The organism is Marinobacter sp. KMM 10035, from assembly GCF_046537445.1.
Taxonomy (GTDB): domain Bacteria; phylum Pseudomonadota; class Gammaproteobacteria; order Pseudomonadales; family Oleiphilaceae; genus Marinobacter; species Marinobacter sediminicola.
In genome coordinates this window covers 461,014-482,810 of the sequence record NZ_JBBVMG010000002.1, presented here as the reverse complement: position 1 = coordinate 482,810, position 21,797 = coordinate 461,014, and the positions used below count along the sequence as shown (strand labels likewise).

Sequence of the window (21,797 nt, the reverse complement as noted above, 5' to 3'; positions counted from 1 at the left end):
TTAACCAAGCGCGGCACTCGGTCGCCTTCGTCTCCGTTTTGCTGCGCCGCGCTCGCCGGAACACTTTCTGCGCCTGTTCGAGGTTAGAAGCTGAATGAACGAAAGAAGATTGAGCTACATATACAGTTTCAAGTGTGGAGATGAGCTTGAGCACTTCGACAAACTACCTGACTATGAGCAAGCCAATATCGAACGATACATTGTACAAGTAATCAGCGATTCTTTTGTTAAACCTGCAGATGAAGACTATGTGACTGCTCGGTTACTGGCAAAAAAAGGAATGCATCGCGCTTTTTTTTGGGCTGCGTGTCAAGCACTTGAAAAATACCTCAAGGCTTTTCTTTTAATGAGGGGTGCTTCGGTTAATCGCTTCAGAGGTCATCCTATTGCCGATTTATACTCTGAAGCGTGCTCAGTAGATGCTGAGCTCTTAACCGTTGACACGAGTTTCCATCCAGCAATTAAGATTCGCCAAAACGTCTCTGAGTCCATTGAAGGGTTATCTGTAGCTGAATTCATCAATGGCATTGAAATGCAGGGAAGTCCCGACAACCGCTATAATTCGTTTGGAGTTAACTTCAACACAGGCTATTTATTTGCGCTTGATAGCTTTGTTTTTGGCTTACGGCAGAGGATCGGCGTGCCCCCGATAGAAGAAACTCTCAGAAAGTTTGATCAGGATCTTGTCGAGGGATTCAACTTGTACAACCCATGGTTCGCTCCTGTGCACGTGGATCTTGCGGAAGTCCCCAATAAAGATTTCAATCTGCGCATATCTGGCTCTGTCACAACCCTGGACATTCTCACCGGTCCACATGCGCCAAATGGATCCCGATTTGTGTTGCGATGGCTCGACAAAAAAATGAAATTGCCCAGGAAAATCAAGCAGCATTTGAGCAAGGGCTAATGGGCTCACAGTGATACGCGGCTAACGAGTCAAATCATACTAACGCAGATATGAGCCAGCTCCATCAGTGGCGGGGGAATGAATGGAAATTAAGAGTATTGGGGGGGGTTGCGTCAATTACTAAAGATTCTGCGGCAAGTGCGTCCTTGTATGAGGGTGCGCTAGGCTTGCCGCTAGAAAAGATGGACGATTATCGTTTCATGGATACGTTCCCCGGAGCGAGTCATTTCGGGGTATGGCCCCTCTCTATGGCGGCCCAGTCTTGTTTTGGGCAGGAGGAATGGCCTGACCATGTTCCTGAGCCGACGGCTACAATTGAATTTGAGTTGGTGGATGCGGCAGTGCACGAAATGAAGGAAGGGGGTCAGGAATTCTTTCATTAAGCTCGGACTGAACCCTGGGGGAAAACAGTGGCAAGGTTTATGAGCCCTGAGGGTGTGTTGGTTGGTCTGAGTGATGCGCCATGGCTTCATCAATTGCTGCCTAAGACCGGGAGAGTGGTGCGGATTTTCTCGATGAAAGTCGCCATGCCAGCCTGAGCGGAGTGCTGGGAGCACATAGTGTAATCGTTCGCGGTACCGTTGATCAGGCCACAAGGGCCTGATTGTTCGGTGATGGCAATGAGCTGGCTTTCGAGGTACTTCGCATGGTCTTTGGTGAGGTCCTGGTCTTTACTGAAAGATCAGCACACTTATTCTTGGAAGTCCTTGCCGCTGAGGCTTAGGTCGCTGGTGTTGCTTCCGCATCGAGGGGGTGGATTGGTCTCGGAATACGGCAAAAAATCAAGCGTGATAGCTCGGGACTCGTTAGCCCGCCACTGTCGACCAAGTATATAGAATTGGCAATCGGTTCATATGCCGCTCGGAAATGTTGGGTCGACTTAAGTGCGACCACTCGCTTGGCGGCCGGGTCGGCGCCCATACTGCGGAATATGCCTAAATCCAACGCTTGGGTGGCTAGACTAGTCACGAGCACTTCAATAGTACCGATTAGCAATAGGGCGCAGCGGCCGCACGACTGCTCCACTCCCTCCCACATGGGGCTTTCCACCCGATATTTGCCGTCGCCTAGTCTCTTCACCTGGACCGTAGCGATAAAGGGGGGGCCGCCGAAGTTTGAATCGGCCTTGCCGCCGATGGATATTTCCAGCGTCTCGCCTTCCCCGGCCCGCCAAGCCGCCTCCACGGCCTGAGGATCGTGTAGGGCACCGAATAGCGTCGCCGGCGGTGCCTTGACGCGAGAGTAAGCATGGTTGAGCGCTACCAACAACGCAGTGCTGTCGGCATAAGCTCCATCACCCGGGTTGTCCGAGAGGTCTGCTAGAACCAGTGGACCTTGGCGCTCAGGTTCATGGGCGAGTGCCAATCTGACCGCCTCCTCAGGACTGAGTACTGTTTCCTGCTTGGCATCTCTGGCCTGCCACATCGCTTCGCTGAGTTCTCTGGCAATTCGCAGAGCTAGGGCTGGGGCGGCTCGATGAACGACGGATACTGAAGGGCCAATCTCTGGCACGTCAGAAAACATAAAACCCGCGTTGAGGCTGACATCAGCAATTTCCGGATGGGCAGATTCGTGACGTTGGGCCAAGGCGAGCAGATCGGTCATGGGTGGGCGATCGGTTCTGCCACCTTCTGGCAATGTGATCATGGGTAGTTTTATTACTGTTGTTGCCAGTGAGCGCTGCGAGTCCTCGAGCATGTCGGCAAGCAACTGAGCTGCCTTGCGCCCCGTGGATCGCATGTCCACATGTGGGAAAGACTTGTAGGAGACTATGGCCTGTACGTGGTTCGCCATTGCTGGATCGAGATTGGCATGCAAATCAAGGCTAACCACGATAGGCACCTGCGGACCAAGACGATCACGCAACTCGCGCACAAGCCGGTAATCGCCATCCTGACCATCTTCTAGCACCATGGCACCGTGGAGCGACAGCAAAACACCATCCAGAGAATCCGCCTCGCTAGCTGCGGAGAGAATACGTTCTCCAAAGCTTTCCCAGGCTGCCTGCGTTACGGGCCCGCCCGGTGTGGCGAAGGTAGCCACCGGAGTTATGAGCGACCAAGATTGATTTTTGGCCACGTCGACCATGCCAGCAATTTCGTTTTCAGTGTTAGCCAGTGCAGAGATGACTGCACTATCCTCGTGACAGTAAAAACCTCGGAAGGCTTCCACACCCGTCTTACGGGCGCAGAACGTATTGGTCTCGTGCATGAATTGCGCGAGCAGAATGTTGTGCGACATTATTGATGTACACTCCCATCGTTTAGTTCAACGTATCGGGGGCGTCATGCATGCAGCATCGGAGGAGACGTTTTACCCGGAATGCTATGGAGTGTCAATACACATCGTGGACTCGCCTGGTTGTCGTAGCAGCGTGCACCGATGATGGCGAACGTCGATCACACAGGAGACAGAATTATGCGAGACGTACAACTGCGCTATTTCTATACCATTGCCAATGAAGGGTCCATCCGTAAGGCAGCCGAGAAGCTAAACGTAGCGGCGTCCGCACTTAGCCGGCGAATAATACAACTTGAGGAAGACTTGGGTATACCACTGTTCGAGCGTCATGCGCGCGGGCTCAATCTAACTGATGGTGGTCGCCTATACTACAGCCATGCTCGTCAGACCCTGCTCAACGAGGAGTGGGTGGTGGGAGAGATAGAGGCGATCAAAGATCTAAGGCGTGGTCAGATTCGCCTGCATTGTGTGGAAGGGGTTATTGGTAGCATCCTAACAGATGCCGTCGCCGAATTCCGAGCCGGCTCACCGGAGGTCAAAATCTTCATCAACCGCGCTGGCAGCACAGGTGTGGTAAAGGCAGTGGCAGCTGACGAGGTTGAGCTGGGGCTGGCCCTTGACCCACCTCTGCATCGCGATGTCATGACGCTTGAAGAGGTGCCAGCACCACTCTACGCTGTCCATTCTCCCAGCTTTGATTTTCCCCATGCCTCACCTGAACTAGCCGAGCTCGCTGACTTCCCCTTGGCTATCCCGCCAGACAGCAGCTACGGCCTACGCGACCTCATAGACCGCGCAGCTCGACTGCGAGCAGACATACAATTGCACGCACCGTTGCATTGCGACTCCATCTTTGGCCTCACCGGCTTCGCTCTAAGTGGTCAGGGCGTGTCGATCTTGCCCAAGTGTTCCTTCATCAACGAGCTGCGCGACGGGCGATTATTAGCCAAGCCACTTCAGGACCCACCTTTGCGCGATGCAAACCTCACACTGATGGCTAGAAGGCATCGGATTCTGCCACCAGTGACACGACGTTTTTGCGACATTCTAGCCAAGCATTTGCGTCAAGCGCCCTCATAGCAGCGTTCTAATTTCGGCAATCCGGTATCGACTATTGATGCTTGTATGAGAGCACCTGCACTCCTACAGTTGAGAGATGAAAGGCGTCGTGTCATGCCGAGCATCGGAAACTGGGCAACGCAATCGAGTCTTTCGGCTGGCTCACAGAATGAGATAAAAATCTTTATCCGTACAGTGACCCGGCACCATCAGGCGAACGAGTTCCACAACGCTGAAAGATAAAAACAAAAGTAAAAGAGGTTACCATGAGCGCATACAAGTCGATAAAAAAACTTTCACTAACCATGCTGGTCGCGTGCCTGTCCTTGCCGCTGCCATCGCTAGCGATGACCATTACTTTGGCTCACGAGGAGCCCGCCAACCCCGAGACATCGGCGGCTCACCTCTCTGCCATGGTATTCAAGGATGTGATTGAGACTCAGTCGAATGGCAAGATGACCGTCGATATACACGCAGCAAGTTCTATGGGGAACCAGCGTGACCGCATGGAGCTTACTCAGGCTGGCGTAATAGACGTCAATGTGGCGTCTATTGGCGGGCTTAGCCAATTCTACCCAGCCATGAATGCGATAGATCTGCCTTTCGCCTTTCCAGATACCATTGTGGCTGAGCGTGTCTTTGACGGCGAATTTGGTGACCATCTCTCTGCACAGCTACAACAAACCATCGGCTTGCACATACTGGCAGTAACTGCGGGAGACTTCTATGTCTTCACTAATAGCAAGCGTCCGGTCAAAAGCCCAGATGATATGAAGGGCCTCCGTGTGCGCACCATGCAGGTACCCAGCCACATCACAATGATGGATGCCTTGGGGGCTTCCGCTACGCCAGTGCCCTGGGATGAGCTCTACGGTGCTATGGAGACCGGCGTTGTGGATGCACAGCACAATCCGACTCCCATCATGGCCATTGGCAACCTGCAGGAAGTCCAGGATTACGCCACTCTAACCAATCATCTCTATGGCGCAGACTGGTGGGTAGCCAGCGACAGTTTCATGAGCAAGCTCGATGGCGAGCAGCGACGTATCTTCCGCCAAGCCGTGGAGTCAGCCAAGGTTGCCGGTCGCGGCGCCAAGTTAAATCTTCGGGCCACCAAGTTCGGCACTAAATTCTTGCAGGACGCGGGCTTGGAAGTCTACTCGCCAAGTCCAGATGAGCTAGCTGAATTCCGCGAGCGTTCGGTACCTGCCGTTATGAAATCGCTCAAGGCTGAGTTCGGAGACGAAGCTGTAGCTCTCGCTGAGGCGCTACTCGACGCCGTGAATGCTGCCGAATCAGATGTCTACGGCTCCGAGTAATTGACCCTCGATGCCCGCTTTGGCGGGCTAATCTTTCATTTTATCTGACCGGAGACAACTTGTGTCCTCCTTTCATTCTTGGATTCACCGCCTCTCTCGCTGGCTGGAAATTGCTACGTTGGTCCCCTTAGTTTTGGCTGGCGCCGCAATGGTAAGCGTAGTGCTGGGGGGAGTGTTCTTTCGCTACGTCATCAACGACCCTCTGATATGGAGCGAAGCCTTGGCACGCTATCTCATGGTTTGGATCGGCTTGGTCGGCGCGGCCATCACCCTGAGACATGGCGAGCACATTCGCATCAATGCCATTCGGCAACGCTTGCCCCGGCTCGTGCGCCTTATTGGAGATCTTCTCGTGGCTATTGCCATTGCCGGCTTCTTGTGGGTGATGACTGTCGAAGGCTGGGCTGCCGCTTGGCGTGGGGCAAATCAATCGGCTGCGGCGCTGGGTGTCTCCATGCTCTGGCCACTGCTCGCCGTACCCGTCGCCGGTGCGTTGATGCTCGTACAACACCTGCTGCGCACCTTGTTAATGTTTACCGGAGGGTTACAAGAGGACAACCACGCTATCGAGCCGGGAGGTGTTTCATGATCTTGATGATTGGCCTGTTCGCGCTGTTGGTAGTGCTCGGAACCCCGTTGGCCTTTGCCATCGGCATCACCGCAATCACTGCCCTTCTGGATAGCGGCGGCACGGGGTTGCTGCGATTGGTGCCCATGCGCCTGTTCTCGGGCATCGACATGTTTTCTCTAATGGCCATGCCGTTCTTCATCTTGGCTGGCGATATGATGAACCGCATTCGGATCACTGACCGCCTCGTGGATCTAGCCAATGCTATGGTCGGTCGCGTGCGCGGGGCACTCGCATATGTCAATATTTTGGTCTCAGTATTGTTCGCTGGACTGACCGGCGCTGCTGTAGCCGATACTGCTGCAATTGGTCGAATGATGATTCCCACCATGCATGCTCAGGGGTACGACCGTACCTTCGCCGCAGCTGTCACCGCTTCATCGTCGGTGATTGGTCCGATCATTCCGCCCTCTATCATTATGGTGATCTATGGCTCGCTGATGCAGGTCTCGATCGCCGGCCTGTTCGCTGCAGGTATCTTGCCCGGCATCCTCATGGCGGTTGCGTTGATGGGTTACATCGCTTGGCGAGCCAAACGCGATGACCTTCCGGTAGCTTCGTTGCGCCATGACACCCCGCCCTTGGCGGTCGCGACGCGGCGAGCCATAGTGCCGCTCATGATGCCTATTATTATATTGGGCGGAATATTGGGTGGCGTCGTCACGCCCACCGAGGCCGGTGCCATGGCAGTGCTTTATGCGTTGATTGTAGGCGTAATCATCTATCGCAACCTGGGCTTGAAAGAGATCGGTTCACTGCTATACGACATGGTGCGCACTTCCGGCTCGGTCTTCATTATTCTCGCCGCTGCCTCGATCCTCGGGTGGGTTCTAGCCAAGGAACGAGTTCCGACGGAAATGGCGGCGTTTTTGCTCGGCATTAGCGGTGAGCCGCTCACCTTCTTATTCGTTGTCTCCTTCGCACTACTGATCGTTGGTATGTTCATGGAGATGACAGCTGTGCTGATCATCCTAGGTCCCATCCTTCATCCAATCGCCGTGTCAATGGGCGTCGACCCACTGCACTTTGCCATTGTCATGATTGTCAATCTAAACATTGCGCTGGCTACACCTCCTCTTGGAGCCTGCTTATTCGTAGCTGCTTCGATAGGCAAGGTCTCCTTTGAAAAATTGATGATACGTATTCTGCCGTTCATTTTGGTGGAGGTGCTGGTACTCGTACTGATCATCACCTTTCCGGCTATCGCGCTCACACTTCCGTCCTGGCTAGGGCTGAACTGACGAAACAAGGAACCCTTTGCATGCCTAACTCAAACGACTTGATCATTTGTGGCCTTGGAGCCATGGGGCAGCGTATCGCTCGCCTGGCACTGATCCGCGGCTATAGAATCCGTGCTGTGGTAGACCGCGATCCTGCCAAGGTGGGTAAACCGCTTCACGAACTGCTGGATATAGCGACGCATGAATATCTGATCACCGTCACTTCTGACCTTGGCGCAGCACTACAGGGCGAAAAGGCTACTGTAATGCATGCCACAGGGTCGTTCTTGTCTGACATAGCGCCCCAACTACGTGCTTGCCTGGCACAAGGCCATGATGTGATTTCTATTGCCGAGGAAATGGCCTATCCGGCTGCAGCCGATGTTGAGCTCGCCGCTGAGCTCAACGAGCTAGCTAGCGCAAATGGGGCTCGTCTGTTGGGTACTGGCGTTAACCCTGGCTTTGCCATGGACGTGCTGCTGATGGCGTTAACCGTACCTTGCGGACATGTCAGCCATGTGCACGCGCGGCGTTGTAACGACCTCTCAGACTTTGGCGCCACAGTTCTCGATAGTCAGGGCGTGGGCCTTACTGCTTCTGCCTTCGAGGCCGCCATCGCGTCAGGTAAGGTGGTGGGGCACGTCGGCTTTCGTCAGTCTATAGGCCTAATGGCCGCCCATTTTGGCTGGCCCATCGACCGCATCGAAGAGCGTAAATCAGCAATCATCTCGCAGAGCACGCGCTCAACGCCACATGTTTCAGTGGCGCCAGGTCAGGTGGCTGGCTGTCTTCACGAGGCAGTGGCTTTCTGTGGGGAGCAAGAGGTGATCCGCCTCGAGCACCCTCAGCAGATTCACCCCGGACTTGAAGGGATTGAAACCTCTGACGTCGCTCGTATCACCGGCGACCAGACGATTGAGATGCGGATCAGTCCAGAAGTCTCCGGCGGCTCTGGTACAGCGGCTTGCGCCGTAAATGCCATCGCCTATCTCAGACAGGCCAAGCCGGGGCTTGTGCATATCAATGAGCTGCCTTTAACCAGCCCACGTTCTTTTTTTTCAACAACTTCATGAAGGAGGCTCCCATGGAAAGCCATTCTGGTCAGTGGGTGCAGATTCGCACCACGATACTCGCCCCGGGCGAACGTGCTGGCACGATTCCCGCTGAAACAAAGGCAGTACCGCTCGACATGCGCCTAAAGGGTTGGCAGGTATCTCCGGCCACCGCTAAGGCAGGCGACATCGTGACAGTGCGCTCGGCTCTCGGTCGTAATTATCAGGGCCAACTCGAGGCGATCAATCCACCATATGGACACGATTTCGGTGCGGCGATACCCGAGCTACTGGAGGCAGGCGAACAAGCACGTGCCATTCTTTTAGAAAGGAGGAACTAGAAATGAAAAAAATGGATTACTCGTCTGTCATGGCGCGCCGCAATGAGACGATGCTCTCAGCGATGGGACTGGATTATACGCCCTTTCTCGAGCACCCCATCGGCTTTGACTACGAAGCACTGATGAGCATGGTCAGCTACGACATCGATACCATCCGTCGCATCCAAGCCGATTCTGGGGTGGGCAATACTCCGCTGATTGAGCTTAAGCAAATCACCGAGCTGGGCAGAACGCTAGCGCCTCCGGGGAAGGGCGCACGCATTTTCGTCAAGGACGAAGCCGTTAATCCTTCAGGCAGCTACAAAGCGCGCAGGGCCTCACTTAGCCTGCATCACGCACAACAAGCTGGCTTTCGTGGAGCTGTAGCGGCCACCAGTGGTAACTACGGCGCTGCCGTTGCAAGCCAGGCCGCCATGCGCAACTTGGATTGCATAGTTGTCCAAGAAGTGTTTGATAGCTTGGGCATTGGCCAGCCGGAGATCCTCGAAAAGGGCAGAGCATGCGAAATATACGGTGCCGAGGTCCTACAGCTCACGGTGGGGCCGGAACTCTTTTACCAGTTTCTTCGTGTGCTGGAAGAAACAGGCTACTTCAATGCCTCACTCTACACTCCCTACGCCATAGCGGGGGTGGAACCGCTTGGAGTGGAGATTGTCGAGCAGATGAAAGCAGCCACCGGCCGATCGCCGGACGTCGTGATGTGCACTCATGCTGGAGGGGGCAACCTTACCGGCACCGCTCGGGGCCTTCTCAAGGCTGGCGCCACCGATACTAAGGTGATAGCAGCCAGCGTAGATCTCACCGGTCTGCATATGGCTAGCGATTACGACTTTAATCGCAAGCACTTTACTACCGGGCATACTGGCTTTGGCATCCCGTTCGCCGGCTGGCCCGACCGCACAGATGTGCCGCGTAATGCTGCTAGGGCCCTGCGCTACATGGATCGCTACCTGCTACTCAAACAGGGCGAGGTCTTCTATATGACCGAAATCCTCGCTCGGCTAGAGGGTCTCGAACGTGGTCCCGCCGGTAATGTGGCCTTAGCGGGGGCTCTGGCGGTGGCACAAGAAATGGATAGAGATCAGACTATAGTAGTGCAGGAGACAGAATACGCTGGCGCCGGTAAGCAGCCTTCGGCACAGCTCAGTTTCGCTCGCTCTCGGGGAATCGAAGTGCGGCGCGGCAACAGCAATGACGAAGTGCCCGGCGAATCAGTGGTTATCCCTGACCACCCATCACGGATTCGGACCCGCGATGTTAACCTCGATCGAGTCCGCAAAAGCCTCATTCGTAAAGCCGTGAGTCTCACTCCGAATGGGCGAGTGACCCGCGAAGACGACATAATTTTTCTCGCCGAGGAGACACGTTCTGACACTGAGTTTGTAAGGAAGGTGCTTGGTGATCTAGCGGGTGCTTGAGCATCATTTACTTTAAGCTGTCGTTTAAGCTCAGAGAGGGGGGTACTGGGGCCGTCTCGTGCAGCGCCACTGTAAACGGCAGATCTTCCGTTCTCAACATGTGGCGTCAGCTAAGACTTCCTGCGGCATTAGGTGGTGACAGGCGTGTAATCCCCCCATTTAAACCGCCCTTTTGAGTAGAGGGTTAAGCTGCCTTTCGCAGCCTGGATGGAGGAATGCCTCCGATAGCGGTATTGGGTCGCTCGTTATTGTATTGCTACAGCCATTGCGTGGCTAATAGCTGGGCATGGGCAACGCTGTTGAACTGATGCAAATCCAGCCATTCGTGCCGCGCAGTCCGATTGAAACGCTCGATATAGGCATTCTGAGTAGGCTTGCCCGGCTGAATGTAGATCAGCGCAATTCGGTTCGTGTTGGCCCAGTCAACCAGTGACTGCGAGATATACTCCGGTCCATAGTCACAGCGAATGGCTGCTGGCTTGCCGCGCCATTCGATGATCTGATCCAGGGCACGAATCACTCGTTGAGCAGGTAATGACAGATCAACTTCGATGCCAAGGCCTTCGCGGTTGTAGTCATCAATCACGTTGAACGTTCGGAACGTCTTGCCGCTGACCAGTTGATCACTCATGAAATCCATCGACCAGACCTGATTTGGCGCTGTAGGAACGTCCAGCTCGCCCGGATGATCCCGCTGGATTCTTCGCCGAGGCTTGATCCGCAGGTTCAGCTCAAGCGCCCGATAAATTCGGTACACCCGTTTATGGTTCCAAGCATAGCCTTTCACGTTGCGCAGATAAAGAAAGCACAGGCCAAAGCCCCACCGCTTGTGGGACTGAGTGAGCCGTAACAGCCAATCAGCAACCAGAGCGTTTTCACCGTCCAGCTTCGCTTGATAGCGATAGCAAGTCTCGCTGATGCCATACACCACACATGCCAGACGTATACTAATTCCGTGTTTGACCACGCCCTTTCTGGCCATCTCCCGGCGCTGAGATGGCCTTACAACTTTCCTTCACGGGCTTCCTGACGTAGATCGGCCTTGAGCCGCTCTTTGGCATACATCTTCTTAAGGCGAGCATTCTCGGCTTCCAGCTCCTTCTGCGATCATTGTAAAAGCCTCTACTCAAAACCTCGATTATTTTCTGGGGGGATTACAGCCACCTACGTCGGTGCCCGGAATCACTGAACCACTACACGACTATAAATGATCAATAGTTTGTTTTTGCAGAACTTTGGTTCAGAAATACGATAACGTAAGGCGGCGGACTTGTTCTTATAGTTTGAAAGATCCAATTATAACAAAGTTTAGAGGGTGTCCATGAAGCCTGAAGCCGATCATATAGTGAGTTTTGATGGTGTACGAAAGAGCTACGACGGTGAAAATTATGTAGTTAAAAACCTTGATTTCAAAATCCGTCGAGGAGAGTTTCTGACGCTACTAGGGCCCTCTGGCTCGGGTAAAAGTACTATGCTGATGATGTTGGCAGGGTTCGAGTCTCCAACACAAGGAGAGATCTCGCTTAATGGTGTTGTACTCAATAAGATTCCGCCCTACAAACGAGATATCGGTTTGGTTTTTCAGAGCTATGCGCTTTTCCCCCACATGACGGTGGAAAAAAACGTTGCTTTCCCCCTCCAAGTTCGAAAAGTGCCAAAGCATGAAATCGCCGCAAAAGTAAAGCGTGCACTAGATATGGTCCATCTCGGTGCACTAGCAGATCGCAGTCCCTCACAGCTTTCAGGAGGGCAGCAGCAGCGAGTGGCGCTGGCTCGAGCACTGGTCTTCGATCCCAAGCTTATTTTGCTCGATGAGCCCTTAGGGGCTCTGGACAAGAGTCTGCGTGAGAGCATGCAGATGGAACTTAGACACATACACGAAAATCTGGGAGTCACCATGGTTTTCGTTACTCATGATCAGGATGAAGCATTGATCATGTCTGACCGCATTGCGGTGATTAACGACGGTATCATTCAGCAGGCTGACCGTCCTGATGTGATTTACAACCAACCAAAAAATCAATTCGTGGCCAACTTTATTGGCGAAACCAATATGTTCAAAGGAAAGGTAAGTACGTTTGAGAGAGATTATTGCGATATCGCTTTACCCGACGGAAACATAATTAAAGCCAAGAAATCTAATGCTCTGAGCCTTAATGAGGAGGTAAATGTTACGATACGCCCAGAGCACGCAGTACTTGTTGATCATCCAAGTCATTTGAATTATATGAATTGCATCAAGGCAAAAGTCGTTGAGACTATTTACCACGGCGACCACCTTCGCTTGTCTTTGAATAACGGAGATGACTCAACATTTATGATTAAAGTTCCTACCCAGTCTCTGCATGGAAGCCTGGATCCCGGGCAGTCAGTGGCTGTCGAGTTTCATGCAAATAACTGCTGCATTGTAAAATCCTAAATGTATTTCATGTGAATTAATAATTAAAACCCAAAAATGGAACAAAAAAATGAACAAAAAAATTATCACGTTACTGGGAATAATTACTACCACGCTACTGGTCAGCTCTGCTGTTGACGCACGTCCGTTAACGATTGTTGGCTTTGGTGGCGCGGCTCAAAATGCTCAAAAGGTCACGATGTTTGATCCTTTTTCTGCACAAACCAAAACAGAAGTACTAACGGACACCTATAACGGTGGGCTTGCCAAGATTAAGGCGATGGTTGATAGCGAAAGCGTCACTTGGGATGTCGTGCTTTTAGAAGAACCGGCCTTACTTCAAGCATGTGAAGAAGGGTTAATTGAACCGATGGACTGGACTGCGGTTGGCGATAAAGATGAGTATCTTGAATCCGCAGTGAGCGAATGCGGTTTGGGTCACATTATTTGGTCAACTGCCCTTGCGTACAATAAAGATGCTCTTGTTAAAGAGCCTAAAAATTGGTCCGATTTCTGGGATGTTAAGAAGTTTCCTGGCAAGCGAGGTCTTCGTAAAGGCGCGAAAGCCAATCTGGAATTTGCTTTAATGGCTGATGGAGTGGCGATTAAGGACGTTTATAATGTGCTGAACACGCCAGCCGGTATCGAACGAGCTTTTTCCAAGCTGAAGGAGCTTGAGCCAAATATTCAGTGGTGGGAAGCCGGTGCTCAGCCTCCTGAGTGGCTGGCATCTGGCGATGTCGTCATGACTAGTTCCTACAGCGGCCGTATTTCTAATGCGATAAAAGAAGGTCGCAATTTCGGCATAGTTTGGAATGGACAGGTCTACAGTGTTGACTCTTGGGCAGTGATCAAAGGTAGTGAGAATAAAACGCAAGGATTTGAATTCATTTCCTTCGCCAGTTCTGAAGGCCCCGCTTCAGAATATCCCATAATGATGCCCTACGGCGTGCCGAACAAAGCGGCGATTAGTAAATTGCCGCCGGAGGTTGCTGAAATACTACCTAGTTCTAAGTCTAATATAGCGGTAGGTTTGCGTGAAGATACGATATTCTGGGTAGATCACCAGGATGAGCTAAATGAGCGGTTCAATTTTTTAATATCAAATTAGTTTAAGTGCATGAATAGGAGGGGGCGGCCCGCCCCCCCCCGTATCCGCCTGGATTAAAGACAATTTAAATAATAGTTAACGACGGAAATATAATGTTTGCTGTTGCAATTATTTGGGGGAAGGTTCATGGCTTCAGGTAGTATTGTTGATACGTCGTCCATCGAGAAAACGGAAATTTCACTGAAGGATCAGATGCACCGCTCTCAACGCTTAAAAAAACTAAAAGCACTATTATTAATTGCGCCTTTGTTTTTATTTACACTTAGCGTATTTGTTGTTCCAGTGATGCTTATATTGATGCGTAGTGTTGAGAATCCGGACTTACAAAATGCTTGGCCTCAAACTGTGAGTGCTATACAGCAATGGAGTGCTGAGGACTTACCCGATGAAAGTATGTACTCCATACTAGCGCACGAGATAAAACAGTCGCATAAAGACAGAACTCTATCTGATGTTTCCAAGCGCTTGAACTACGAGCTTTCCGGTATGCGCAGTTTAATCAGCCGCACTAGTCGTAAGTTGGCCCAGTCAGACCTAAGTACGCCAGAGAAAGCTATGCAACAGTTACTCAGTATCGATTCTCGCTGGGGGGAAGTCGACACATGGAATGCTATTAAACGGTCGTCGCCGACCATCACCAGTCATTATTTATTATCGGCTGTCGACCATCGTTTAAACGACGAAAGTGAAATTGTGGCGGTTCAAAAATATCAAGCTATCTATGTGGATATATTGTTACGAACTTTGTGGATTGCCTTGGTAGTGACGTTGGGGTGCTTGGTTTTAGGTTTCCCTTTAGCTCACTTAATGGCGAATGCGCCGCCTAAATGGACAGGGTGGCTGATGATCGGTCTACTATTGCCTTTTTGGACCTCTCTATTGGTGCGGACCAGTGCCTGGATGGTTTTGTTGCAGACAAATGGGGTTCTGAATACCTTATTTATCAATACTGGGATTATCAGTGAGCCACTAAATCTATTGTATGAGCGGTCAGCTGTTTACATTGCTCTAATTCATCTTTTGTTACCGTTCATGGTATTGTCTTTATATAGTGTAATGAGATCTATTTCACCAGCATACATGCGGGCAGCGTTAAGCCTTGGCGCCCACCCAGTTATCGCATTTTTCAGAATATATTTACCTCAGACCCTGCCTGGTGTAGCTGCAGGTGGGTTGCTCTGCTTTATTTTGGCTTTAGGTTATTATATTACTCCTGCGTTGGTGGGTGGTGCAGGTGACCAAATGATTAGCTATTTTATTGCTTATTATACCAATCAAACTGTAAATTGGGGGATGGCGTCGGCACTCGGTGTCATATTGTTTGTTGTTACCGGTTTGTTGTTTTTGGTTTATATCCGATTGTCAAATGGCGCTAATTTAAACAAAAGGTAGTTACTATGGCCACTGAAAAATATAGAACAAAAGTGGATGGATGTTTATATTACACTTATATTTTTTTTGCGATTAGTGTTTTGATTTTTTTGTCGCTACCTTTGTTGGCGATACTTCCGATATCTTTTAGTTCAGACAGCTTTTTGAGTTATCCGCTAGCGGGTTACTCTTTACGTTGGTACAAGGAAGTATTAACGACACCAAATTGGCTGATCCCTCTCCAGAATAGTATTATTGTGGGCGTTGCCTCGACGCTCGTTGCTACAGTACTTGGGACGCTGGCGGCGCTTGGTCTGAACATGGCAAATTTCAAAGGTAAATCGTTGGTTACGGCGCTGATGATCTCGCCGATGGCAGTGCCGATGATTATCTCTGCCCTAGGTCTTTATTTTTTCTTTGCAGAGTTGAACTTGAGCGCGACCTTTACGGCGATGATTGTCGCTCATACGATTTTGGGAACTCCGTTTGTACTTATTACTGTAAATGCAACGCTGCAAGGGTTTAATTTTGATCTAATGCGTGCTGGGGCTAGCTTGGGGGCTTCTCCTATCAAGGTATTGTTCAGAATTGTGCTGCCCCTAATCTTGCCCGGCGTCGTGTCTGGTGCCCTTTTTGCGTTCGCAATTTCTTTCGATGAAGTGGTGGTAGCTGTTTTTATTGCTGGTCCTGAGCAACGCACCCTGCCGATGCAAATGTTTGCTGGGTTGCGAGAGAATATCACACCAGCCATTATCGCAGTGGCAATGCTATTGACGCTATTTTCTCTTATTTTGTTGTCGGTTCTAGAGTTTCTGCGTCGGCGTAGTGAGAAACTGATGCCCGTCCGACACTAAAGATCTTATGGCCAGGCTATAGCTAAAATTGTGCTGGTCGTTCAAAGTTGGCGTATTAAAATCACCCCAACTCTTTAGTCTATTTCAACCAGACCGGCGCCACAAAATTTTCATGTGGCGTTGACATCTTGGCTGAATTATGTGACGCCGCTGGCAGTCTTTTATGTGTTACCTAGTATTTGGCCTAGTTAACTAAGGAAGTTGCTATAGTGAATGTAGAAGTGAATAAGAAAGTGAACCTTCTGACCCAGATATCAGATATTGATTTTCGGCAGATCCGTGCATTTAAAGCTGTGGTGGATTGTGGTGGTATCACCGCAGCTGAGCTAGCTTTGAATAAAGGCAAGTCGGCTATCAGTGCGGATATCTCTAATTTGGAGAAAAGGTTAGGCATTGCCCTGTGCCGGCGGGGGCGTGCGGGATTTTTCCTTACCGAGCATGGACAAATCATTTATGACGCTGTCAATAAACTACTGGAGGATGTGGAGCAATTTCGTCAACAAATCCACACCGCGCAAACCCAACTGACCGGCCGGTTAGACCTATATATTGCCGATAATGCAATCTGGGATGCCCAGTTGGCTCTTCCAGAAGTGATAGCGAGCTTTCACTTATCCGAACCCAATGTCTACCTTAATATCTGCAGTGGAGATCCCTCCGAAGTAGAGCAGGCGGTACTCAGTGGTCAAGCGGCGCTGGGAATCAATGTGTTACCCCGCCAATCCGCAAGCCTCAATTGTCACTTGCTGTTTAAAGAGGATCTGTTTCTTTATTGCGGTGCCGGTCACCCCTTGTTTGGTGCGTCGAACGGTGATTTGTCCATTGAAAGACTGCAGGAACACGAGTTCATCGAGGTCGTTACGCTCCACGATGCTCACCTGGAAAACTTATTAGCGGATTGCAAAATCACCGCATCAGCCAGAAACTTGGATATGAGAGCGTCTATGATTCTAAGCGGGAAATATCTCGGCTTTTTGCCTAGCTATATGGCGCAACACTGGACAGGAAGCGCAAAAATGCGCGCCCTTATGCCGAGTTTGATGACCACCAGTAATAATGTTTACGCGATTACTAACAAATCGCAGAGCTGCAATCCGGCCCGGGATATCTTTCTCAGGGTGTTAAATAGCACGTCAAACAGCAGAGCTGATGCTTGAGTCTCTTAGCTGTAGGATAACTGGGGCTTTTACCCCTTCTCCACGGACGGTATTAAAGTAACTGACAACTTTAGGGAGGGTCTGATTAACGCCTTATTTGCCGTTGAATCGCTTTTCAATTCCAAAAAAAGCCATTCAGACTAGATTTGAACGTAATCCTCCCCTCTATTTGTTCGTTTTTTGCCCGCTCCCCGCCATTTTGGCGGAATTCAGGCGCACTGACACTACGCCAGCAGGTATTTTTCACTCATCAGCAGGTTGCTGAACGCGGCCAGCAAGTGCAGTCGGTTATTGTTTTTAGCCAGGCCAGGATAGCGGACTTTGCTATAGCCAAAGACTTGTTTGATTTACCGGAACGGATGTTCCACCTTGGCCCGTGCACTGGCCTTGAGCTTTTCAGCTTTCAATTTACGGTCGTCCAGTTTCTTACGGGAGCCAGGACGCTTGGCAATGAACCAGGATACGTTTTTGCGATCTTTATGCTCGTCCCGTTTTTGAATCCCAAGATAGCCGGCGTCACCGAACACTCGCTGCTCGTCGCCGTGGAGAAGGTTGCCAGCGGGCACGATATCGTGGACGTTGGCTGCTGTAGTATCGATGCTGTGGATCAGACCGAGCGTGTCATCCACGCCGATGTGCATCTTCATGCCAAAGTAATACTGATTACCCTTCTTGGTCTGGTGCATCTCGGGATCACGCTGGCCGCTCTCGTTCTTTGTGGAGCTTGGCGCAGAAATGATGGACGCATCCACAATACTGCCTTCACGCAGCATCAGGCCGTTCTTCTCCAAGTGTTTGTTCACTTCTTTGAACACCACCTTGCCGAGGCCATGGCGCTCCAGAAAATGACGGAACTTGAGAATGGTAGTTTCGTCCGGCAGGCGATCCAGCTTCAAACCGGCGAACTGGCGCATGGACTCGATCTCGTAAAGCGCGTCTTCCATCGCCGGGTCGCTGAGGTTATAGAACAGCTGCATGCAGTGGACTCGCAGCATGGTTGGCAGCGGATACGGTGGTCGGCCAGTCTGGCCCTTTGGGTAATATCGCGATACCTTCTTCTCCAACTGCTTCCACGGAATCAGCTTGTCCATCCGTTCCAGAAAGATCTCGCGGCGGGTCTTGCGTTTCTTGGTCTGGTACTCGGCTTCGGAGAAGGTGATCTGATCCATGGTGGCAACGAATCCTATGCGGTTGACGATGACCTTATTATCGCTGACTTTGAGACTTAATCAGAGTCTCCTTAGATCTCGAATAGCCGCTCTACCTCGCATCCTCGCATTGCCAAACTGCCATCTCAGGTGGTCTGACCACTACATAGTGATCCTAGACGCATAGACCTACCAATATTCAGCTTTCTGAAAAGGGCGAGAGCCACTTGGTGCTCGTTTCTCGCGCCAACTTTCGTTTGTTCACTAATTCAAGACTTAGGTTCACATATTTGTTCACGAAGACTCTTGGGTGAGTGGATATTATCTAGCTTATTCCTATAAGACTCGATTAGGTGAGGCTCTATCCATGTTTAATTCAAGCGGTATATTTATTAATGGTGAGTGGCGCCATAAGAACAGTGAACAGATGTCTGCGGTATACAATCCGTCCACTGAAGAGGTCATCGGTGCAGTGGCTGTTGCAACAGAGCGGGATTTGAGCGATGCGGTAGCGGGCGCTCAAAAGGCTTTCAATACATGGCGCCACACTAATCCTTGGGAGCGCGCTGCGGTATTGCGACAAGTTTCACAATTGCTGCGCGACCGCGCTGCTGAAATTGGCATAGTAATGTCGACCGAGACGGGAAAGCCGATTGCCGAAAGTATGGGCGAGATTGGAGCAGCCGCCGACCAGTTTGATTGGTATGCCGGTGAAACCCAGCGTATCAGAGGCGAGAGCATCGAAGCTCGAGATCGCGCGACACGCATGAACGTGATCTACCAACCAGTAGGTTTAGTTGTTGCGTTCTCCGCCTGGAACTTCCCGGTATTGTTACCTGCTCGGAAGATCGCTGCTGCCTTGGCTGCTGGTTGTTCCGTGATCGTTAAACCTGCCTGTGAGACCCCATACTCATGCGCTGCATTAGTGCAAGCTTGTGCCGATGCAGGGTTGCCGGCAGGAGTCATAAATATGATCACTGGTGAACCCGCTATGATTTCCAGTCACTTGGTGCGTTCAGAAAATGTTCGCAAGGTCTCACTGACCGGCTCTACCCGTGTAGGCAAAGAAATACTGAAAGTTGCCGCGGATGGAATAAAGAAGGTGACGATGGAGCTTGGTGGCCACGCACCAGTAATTGTATTTGAAGACTTCAATGGCGCCGATGCAGCTAAAATTGTCGCAGCGTCCAAGTTTCGTAACAGCGGTCAGGTCTGCGTTTCGCCCACTCGCTTTTACGTTCATGAGAGCCAGTACGATTCTTTTGCTCAAGCGTTTGTTGATTATGCGAATAGCCTCAAACTCGGTGCCGGTACCGAAGAGGGCGTAACGATGGGGCCTATGGCCAATGCACGCGGCCTACGCAAGGCGCTTGAGCTAATTGACGATGCCTTGGCTAAGGGTGCTGAGCTGCTGGCAGGAGGTAAAGCAGCTGAAGGGTTCGACAAGGGGTACTTCATCGAGGCGACCGTACTAGGCAATGTACCGGCTAACGCGAGGATAATGAGTGAAGAGCCGTTTGCGCCGATTGCACCGATCGTTAAGTTCTCCAGCTATGACGAAGTGATTGAACTGGCGAACAGTTTGCCTTGGGGGTTGGCGTCTTACCTGTTCACTAAGAATCTGAAAACCGCCACTCTGGCTGCCGAAGACATCGACGCCGGCATGGTTGGTATCAACGAAGTTCTATTGGCCTCGGCCGAAATGCCATTCGGTGGAACAAAGGAGTCCGGATACGGGCGCGAAGGCGGCAGTCTAGGTATTTATGATTATCTGGTGCCCAAGTTTATTAAAGCCAAGTTGGTGTAACGACCTGACACTGAATATGTGGCGGTCGAATGATGCCGTCCGCTACAAATAACAAAGAGGAATAGAATATGACTGACCAGATCCAGAATAAATCCTTGAAAGAGATCGACCAGTTGTTCCACATGCACGGAAATACATCTATCTCGATGCTTAACGCCACAGGTCCGACAATTATGGACAGTGCGCAAGGGATGCGTATTACGGATACCGACGGTAACGAGTACCTGGATTCAATTGCAGGCTTATGGTGCATGACTTTGGGTTATGGTCGTAATGAAATTGGTGATGTGGCCAAAGAAATAATTGGCAAGCTAGGTTTCGGCCATACCTTTGGTAACAGTACTTGCGAGTCGACCACACTGTTGGCGCAGAAGCTAGTGACTATGTTCAATAGCACTGTGCCTGGTGCGTCTATTTCCAAAGTGTTTTTCGGCAATAGCGGCTCGGACGCCAATGACACCAACGTTAAGTTGATGCGCCTATACAACAACTTACGTGGTAAGCCAAGTAAGAAGAAGGTGATCTCCCGTACGGGCGCATATCACGGTCTGACGACTCTAGCGACCGCATTAACCGGTATTCCTGCTTATCATAAGGCCTTTGACGCACCGGTTGAACAGGTGGTCCGCCTATCCACGCCATCTTATTATCGCTTCCACAGCGACGGGGAGACAGAAGCGCAGTTCACTGACCGACTGATCAGTGAACTTAAAGACGCCATTGCCAGAGAAGGTGCTGATAATATCGGTGCCTTTATCGCCGAACCTGTAATGGGGACAGGTGGTATGTTCGTTCCTCCTGTTGGCTACTTTGAAAAGGTTCAGCCCATCTTGGAAGAAAACGATATTCTGTTGATCGTCGACGAAGTTGTAACCGGATTTGGTCGTACTGGCAAGATGTTTGGATGTGAGACTTTCGGACTGAAACCTGACTTCGTGACTCTTGCGAAAGGCTTGACTTCAGCTTACGCACCGTTGTCAGCCAGTTTGATCTCCAGCCGCGTTTGGGATGTTCTGCAAAACGCCAGTGAAGAGTACGGCCCAATCATGCATGGCTTCACCTATGGCGGACACCCATTGAGCACCACTATTGCTCTTAAGGCGATTGAAATCTTGGAGCGGGAAAGCTTAGTCGATAATGCCGCAGAAGTAGGGCCATACTTGATTAGAAAAATGCAGGAGGCCACTGCCGATTGCCCTTACGTCGGTGAGGTGCGTGGTATTGGCGCGATGCTTGGTGTGGAGTATGTGGCAGACAAGGCAACCCGTCGCCCGTTTGATCCTAAGCTGGGAGCACACAAGCTAGTGGCTGCGGAGTGTGCCAAGGCGGGTTTAATCTCACGCGCACTACCATATATTGAAGTAACAAATATGGCACCGCCTCTGATAATTACCAAGCAAGACGCCGATGAATGTGTCGAGCTTTACATCAGAGCTCTTAATGCAGCAATGCCGAAACTGGCGGAAATGGCACGTCAATCCGAAACACAAGCAATGAGTGAAGCATCTCCTGCTTTCCCGAATTCATTAAATGGCTGTAGAACTTTGGCATAACCGGGTAGGAGAAGGGCGGCAGTGATGTTGAAACTGCTGTAGCCAACTATACAGACTCAAGTCAGATATACATGCTCCGCGGCTTCCGATACTGCACAGTGCCAGTGGATGCAGGCGCATTACCAGACTGTGCCGGATCGCTCCGGCACAGTCAAAGCATTGGATTACAGGTTCAAACGCAGGGATGCGCTGACGCGCTAACTGAACGATGGT

Annotated in this window: 16 protein-coding genes and 2 pseudogenes; 15 read left to right on the top strand and 3 right to left on the bottom strand. The window is 51.1% G+C overall.

The window, feature by feature from the left end; genetic code table 11:
• Positions 1-94: 94 nt before the first annotated feature.
• Positions 95-907 carry a hypothetical protein gene (locus AADB16_RS14065; RefSeq protein ID WP_410804145.1) on the top strand — a complete coding sequence of 271 codons (813 nt, stop codon included), beginning with the start codon at positions 95-97 and terminating at the stop codon, positions 905-907.
• 720 nt (positions 908-1,627) lie between these two features.
• Here the strand turns inward: AADB16_RS14065 and AADB16_RS14060 are convergent.
• Positions 1,628-3,148 (bottom strand): M81 family metallopeptidase, encoded by a 1,521-nt coding sequence (locus tag AADB16_RS14060; RefSeq protein WP_410804143.1) that lies wholly within the window; start codon positions 3,146-3,148, stop codon positions 1,628-1,630.
• A gap of 177 nt (positions 3,149-3,325) precedes the next feature.
• On the opposite strand from AADB16_RS14060, the gene AADB16_RS14055 reads away from it, so the two are divergent.
• The 7 genes from AADB16_RS14055 to ortB all read left to right on the top strand — a co-directional run bounded on the left by AADB16_RS14055 (position 3,326) and on the right by ortB (position 10,185).
• Positions 3,326-4,228, top strand: a complete 903-nt coding sequence (locus tag AADB16_RS14055; protein ID WP_410804141.1) for a LysR family transcriptional regulator — start codon at positions 3,326-3,328, stop codon at positions 4,226-4,228.
• Positions 4,229-4,473: 245 nt separating this feature from the next.
• Positions 4,474-5,526, top strand: a complete 1,053-nt coding sequence (locus tag AADB16_RS14050) for a DctP family TRAP transporter solute-binding subunit (protein WP_410804139.1) — start codon at positions 4,474-4,476, stop codon at positions 5,524-5,526.
• A 61-nt stretch (positions 5,527-5,587) separates the two neighbouring features.
• A complete protein-coding gene (locus AADB16_RS14045; protein WP_410804137.1) occupies positions 5,588-6,115 on the top strand; it encodes a TRAP transporter small permease in 528 nt (175 codons plus the stop codon).
• Positions 6,112-7,395 carry a TRAP transporter large permease gene (locus AADB16_RS14040; RefSeq protein WP_410804135.1) on the top strand — a complete coding sequence of 428 codons (1,284 nt, stop codon included), beginning with the start codon at positions 6,112-6,114 and terminating at the stop codon, positions 7,393-7,395. Before AADB16_RS14045 ends, AADB16_RS14040 begins: the two co-directional genes overlap by 4 nt.
• 20 nt (positions 7,396-7,415) lie before the next feature.
• Entirely contained in the window at positions 7,416-8,447 is a 1,032-nt protein-coding gene (locus AADB16_RS14035; protein WP_410804133.1) for a hypothetical protein, read from the top strand.
• Positions 8,448-8,458: 11 nt separating this feature from the next.
• On the top strand, positions 8,459-8,767 hold the full coding sequence (ortA, locus tag AADB16_RS14030) for a 2-amino-4-oxopentanoate thiolase subunit OrtA (RefSeq protein WP_410804131.1): 309 nt from the start codon (positions 8,459-8,461) through the stop codon (positions 8,765-8,767).
• A gap of 2 nt (positions 8,768-8,769) precedes the next feature.
• On the top strand, positions 8,770-10,185 hold the full coding sequence (gene ortB / locus AADB16_RS14025; RefSeq protein WP_410804129.1) for a 2-amino-4-oxopentanoate thiolase subunit OrtB: 1,416 nt from the start codon (positions 8,770-8,772) through the stop codon (positions 10,183-10,185).
• Between the two features lie 184 nt (positions 10,186-10,369).
• On the opposite strand, the pseudogene AADB16_RS14020 reads toward ortB, so the two are convergent.
• Positions 10,370-11,286 (bottom strand): annotated as a pseudogene (locus AADB16_RS14020) (IS3 family transposase); the annotation flags it as partial.
• A gap of 220 nt (positions 11,287-11,506) precedes the next feature.
• Here AADB16_RS14020 and AADB16_RS14015 point away from each other — a divergent pair.
• The 5 genes from AADB16_RS14015 (at position 11,507) to AADB16_RS13995 (ending at position 17,076) form a co-directional block, all read left to right on the top strand.
• The gene (locus AADB16_RS14015; RefSeq protein ID WP_410804128.1) at positions 11,507-12,604 is read left to right on the top strand and encodes an ABC transporter ATP-binding protein; all 1,098 of its coding nucleotides are present in this window, start codon (positions 11,507-11,509) and stop codon (positions 12,602-12,604) included.
• A 49-nt stretch (positions 12,605-12,653) separates the two neighbouring features.
• Entirely contained in the window at positions 12,654-13,694 is a 1,041-nt protein-coding gene (locus AADB16_RS14010) for an ABC transporter substrate-binding protein (protein WP_410804126.1), read from the top strand.
• A gap of 126 nt (positions 13,695-13,820) precedes the next feature.
• A complete protein-coding gene (locus tag AADB16_RS14005; RefSeq protein WP_410804124.1) occupies positions 13,821-15,086 on the top strand; it encodes an ABC transporter permease in 1,266 nt (421 codons plus the stop codon).
• Positions 15,087-15,091: 5 nt separating this feature from the next.
• Positions 15,092-15,919 carry an ABC transporter permease gene (locus tag AADB16_RS14000; RefSeq protein WP_410804122.1) on the top strand — a complete coding sequence of 276 codons (828 nt, stop codon included), beginning with the start codon at positions 15,092-15,094 and terminating at the stop codon, positions 15,917-15,919.
• Between the two features lie 209 nt (positions 15,920-16,128).
• Positions 16,129-17,076 (top strand): LysR family transcriptional regulator, encoded by a 948-nt coding sequence (locus AADB16_RS13995; protein ID WP_410804120.1) that lies wholly within the window; start codon positions 16,129-16,131, stop codon positions 17,074-17,076.
• A 224-nt stretch (positions 17,077-17,300) separates the two neighbouring features.
• On the opposite strand, the pseudogene AADB16_RS13990 reads toward AADB16_RS13995, so the two are convergent.
• Positions 17,301-18,245: pseudogene (locus tag AADB16_RS13990) on the bottom strand (IS5 family transposase).
• A gap of 346 nt (positions 18,246-18,591) precedes the next feature.
• On the opposite strand from AADB16_RS13990, the gene AADB16_RS13985 reads away from it, so the two are divergent.
• On the top strand, positions 18,592-20,031 hold the full coding sequence (locus AADB16_RS13985; protein ID WP_410804118.1) for an NAD-dependent succinate-semialdehyde dehydrogenase: 1,440 nt from the start codon (positions 18,592-18,594) through the stop codon (positions 20,029-20,031).
• Positions 20,032-20,099: 68 nt separating this feature from the next.
• Positions 20,100-21,584: an aminotransferase gene (locus tag AADB16_RS13980; RefSeq protein ID WP_410804117.1), complete on the top strand. Its 1,485-nt coding sequence runs from the start codon at positions 20,100-20,102 to the stop codon at positions 21,582-21,584.
• The last annotated feature ends 213 nt before the right edge of the window (positions 21,585-21,797 follow it).